The sequence below is a fragment of the Streptomyces sp. NRRL S-495 genome, assembly GCF_000966955.1.
Classification (GTDB): Bacteria; Actinomycetota; Actinomycetes; order Streptomycetales; family Streptomycetaceae; genus Kitasatospora; species Kitasatospora purpeofusca.
This window is the reverse complement of sequence record NZ_JZWY01001213.1, coordinates 1-3,126: the sequence shown is the minus strand read 5'-3', so window position 1 is coordinate 3,126 and position 3,126 is coordinate 1. Positions and strand designations below refer to the sequence as shown.

Below are 3,126 nucleotides of genomic sequence, written 5' to 3'. Positions count from 1 at the left end.
CCCGCCGGCGGCCGGCAGCTGCAGCGCGGGCGCAAGGGAGGTCCCAGGTCGCCGCAGCCCGGGGAGTTGGCTGCGTAGGTCAGAAGGGAGAGCAGATGTTGCCGGATCTCAGTGGACGTCAAGTCCGTTTCTGGTAGCGGCCTCGTCCGGGTCGGGTGAGGAAGCCTTGGCGGGTGAGGCGTCCGAGGCGGCTGCGGGTGATGCTGACGGACGCCTCGTCAGTGGCATGCCGAGAAGTTCGTGCAGCTCGCGTGCCCGGAATGCCTGAAGCCCCGGCGGAAACGCCGGGGAGGAGTCACGAACGTGGTGCGGCGCGGCGCCTGGACGCTGGGCCGCCCGCCCGGTCACGGCGACCGGACCGTGTCGGCCGGGCAGTTCGTGCTCCGGCACCTCGGGCGCCTGACGGCCTTCGAGACGTCGGCGGACCTCACGGCGAAGTTCCTCGTCCTGCCGCCTGGTGAACTCACGCCCCTGCTCGGGAACCGGGCCGTCACCGGGTCGGCGGACTCGGCCGAGGTGCGCCTGCTGACGGCCCTCACCGACATGATCCACACCACCGTGGCCGACCTCGGGCCGGCCGGGGTGGAAGCGGCGCAGGCCACCCTGGTCGAGTTGGCCAAGGCGGTGGCGAAGGGCCGGTTCGACGACGTGGAACCCAGACTCGCTCCCGCCCTCGCCCAGGCGGCCAAGGACCTCGCCGACCCCGAGCTCTCCCCCGCGATGCTCGCGCGTGAACTCAACGTCTCCGTCCGTACCCTGCACCGGGCCTTCGCCGTGGTGGGTGAGCAGGTGAGCACCTACATCCGCCACCGGCGACTGCACGAGGCCAAACTGGCCCTCACCGCGCCGTCGGGCCGTCTGAGCATCTCGGAGCTCGCCGCACACTGGCAGTTCGCGGACAGCAGCCACTTCACCCGGGCCTTCAAGAAGCACTTCGGTCGCACTCCCACCGACTACGCCCGCTCGACCGAAGCGGCCCTGCTCCCGCCGAATCGGCACCCGTCGGCCCATGAGCCGGCCGTAAGTGGGTGACCGGAGGCAGGACCCGGGCTGTCCCACCGGCCGAGGGACGGTGGGACAGCCCGGACCGAGGGGGTGGACCGGAACAGTGGGGGGCGACGACGGCACCGGGGTCGCCGGACCGGACCGGGAACGCGGCGGCGGGCCGCGGGCGGGCGGCTCGGTGGGGCGTTGCCGGTCAGCTGGCGGCGGCGGCGGTCGGCGCGGGGAAGGTCTCGCGGGGTCCGAAGTCGGTGTAGGTCACCGTGATCACCGTGGTGACGGTCGTGCCGTCCTTGGGGATCTTCATGGACTGGGTATGCGCCAGGACACGGCCGGCCCGGTCGATCCAGACGTCGATCTGCTTTCCGCTGACGCCCTTGTCGACCAGCTTCTGGTACTCCTCGGGGTCGATGGCCTTCATCTGGGCGGCCGTCATGCGGGCGCCGAGGTGATAGGCCGGGACGCCGTTCTTCTGCTCCATCCCCTTGCGGGCGGCCGGGCCGGCGTCGACGAGTGCCTTGACGTAGTCGCCGATGCTGTCCGACCGGGTGTCGTCCGTGGTGCTCGACGGGCTCCAGGCGCCGCCCGGCTTGCTCTTGTCCCGCATGAAGACGGCGCTGCCGGTGTTGACCACCTCCATCCAGAGCATCGGCTCGTCGCTGCCGGTGATCGTCATCTTCGTCTCGGTCCGGCCCTCACGGGTCGGGGTGTTGAGGTTCACCCGGCCGCTGGCGGTGATCACGGAGCCCTGACCGTCCGCCGACGCGGTCGTCTTCATGGTCTCGGTGGCGGCGTACGGGGTCCGGTCGGCGTTGGCCAGGGCCACCGCGGGGTCGAACGCGCCGGTCGCGTCGACCGGCGCGCCAGTGGCAGTCGCGGTCGGCGTGGGCGTCGGCGTGGCGGTCGGGGTGGGCGTCGGAGTCGGAACCTCCGTCGTCGAGGACGGGCTCGGAGTGGCACTCGCACTCGCGGTCACGGTGGGACTGGCAGTGGCCGGCACCGGCGGCCGACGGCGCGGACTTGGCGTCGTCGCCGTCGTTGCAGGCGGCCACGGCGGACAGGGCTATCAGCGTGGCGGCGGCGGTCAGGGTGGTACGGCGGATCTTCACGAGTTCTCCGTCAGATGGGATGATCAGGGAGAACACTTTCACGAACCGCTGACATTCTCGAAAGCGTTTACGACAGGGTCCACGGCGAGCCTGCGGTGCTGTGACACGCACCGTGGCGAACTGTGGTTCTGTCGCGCGTTTCTGACACCGTCCGAGCCGGTGGCAGGGTGGGCCGACCGATGGTGGCCGTCGGGTCGGCCCGGACCGGTCGGGAGCCCGGACCGGGACGTCAGCCGCTGTCCCCGACCCAGTCCCACCGACGCGGATCCGCGGGGCGGGGCCCGTAGTGGGCGCGGCCGCCGGAACCGAAACGGCCGATCTCGGTGGGCAGCGCGGCGCCGTCGGCGAGAGCGTCGGCGCCCCAACCGGTGACGTCCAGGAGCAGACCGTCGAGCGGCCCGCCGCACAGCTCCCGGTAGACCCGGCCGGGCCGCGGGCCAGGGTTCGGGTCGTCATGGTCCGCGCCGTACACCCGGCCCCGCATCAATGCCTCCTCGTCCATGCCCACCAGCATGGCGCCCGGCACTGACATCGGCCGGTGTCCGGGTTCCGGCGGACGGCTCCTCCTGCGGCGGGACGCGGCGGACGGCCGTGCGCCCGCAAGGGCCTGCCGCCCCGTGCGGGCCCGCCGACCGAAGGGATCGGTCCCTCCTGATCGCGGAAGCCGAACACACCTCGCACGAACGGAAGCATCCGGATCGGCGGCACCGCCCGGCCGTCGAGCGGCCCGTCCGCACAGCCGACAGGCCGGGGCGCCCCGACCGGTTCGTGCCGGGCCCCCGCTCAGCCGCCGGGGCGCGGCCGGAGTGCCCGCGCAACGCCCCAGCCCGCGGCCGCCAGACCGGCCAGGGCGATCGGACGCGACCACTCCCCCGCCCCGGTCGGCGCGAACGCGACGGACAGGACCAGCCCGGCCGCGGCGAGGGCGGCCAGCACGTGCGCGGGCCGGGCGCCGTCGCGCTGCGGGCCGAGGACGTCGACCAGCAGCAGATAGCCGATCAGGAGCGCGGCCACC

The 3,126-nt window shown here is 73.0% G+C and carries 3 protein-coding genes and 1 pseudogene; 1 reads left to right on the top strand and 3 read right to left on the bottom strand.

The genetic code is table 11. The annotated features are described in order from the left end of the window. The first annotated feature begins 303 nt into the window (after window positions 1-303). Complete coding sequence (locus VR45_RS40690; protein WP_234326676.1) at window positions 304-1,032, top strand: helix-turn-helix domain-containing protein; 729 nt, start codon at window positions 304-306, stop codon at window positions 1,030-1,032. 166 nt (window positions 1,033-1,198) lie between these two features. Here the strand turns inward: VR45_RS40690 and VR45_RS40685 are convergent, their stop codons facing one another. The 3 genes and pseudogenes from VR45_RS40685 to VR45_RS40675 form a co-directional block, all read right to left on the bottom strand. Then, complete coding sequence (locus tag VR45_RS40685; RefSeq protein ID WP_159394559.1) at window positions 1,199-1,978, bottom strand: hypothetical protein; 780 nt, start codon at window positions 1,976-1,978, stop codon at window positions 1,199-1,201. A gap of 362 nt (window positions 1,979-2,340) precedes the next feature. Beyond that, window positions 2,341-2,613 carry a hypothetical protein gene (locus tag VR45_RS40680; RefSeq protein ID WP_045945018.1) on the bottom strand — a complete coding sequence of 91 codons (273 nt, stop codon included), beginning with the start codon at window positions 2,611-2,613 and terminating at the stop codon, window positions 2,341-2,343. Between the two features lie 281 nt (window positions 2,614-2,894). Next, a pseudogene (locus VR45_RS40675) lies at window positions 2,895-3,126 on the bottom strand (hypothetical protein); the annotation flags it as partial.

What these genes read in the sequence shown, in the direction of transcription:
- VR45_RS40680 (WP_045945018.1), bottom strand. Translation starts at nt 2,613, where the DNA reads ATGGACGAGGAGGCATTGATGCGGGGCCGGGTGTACGGCGCGGACCAT.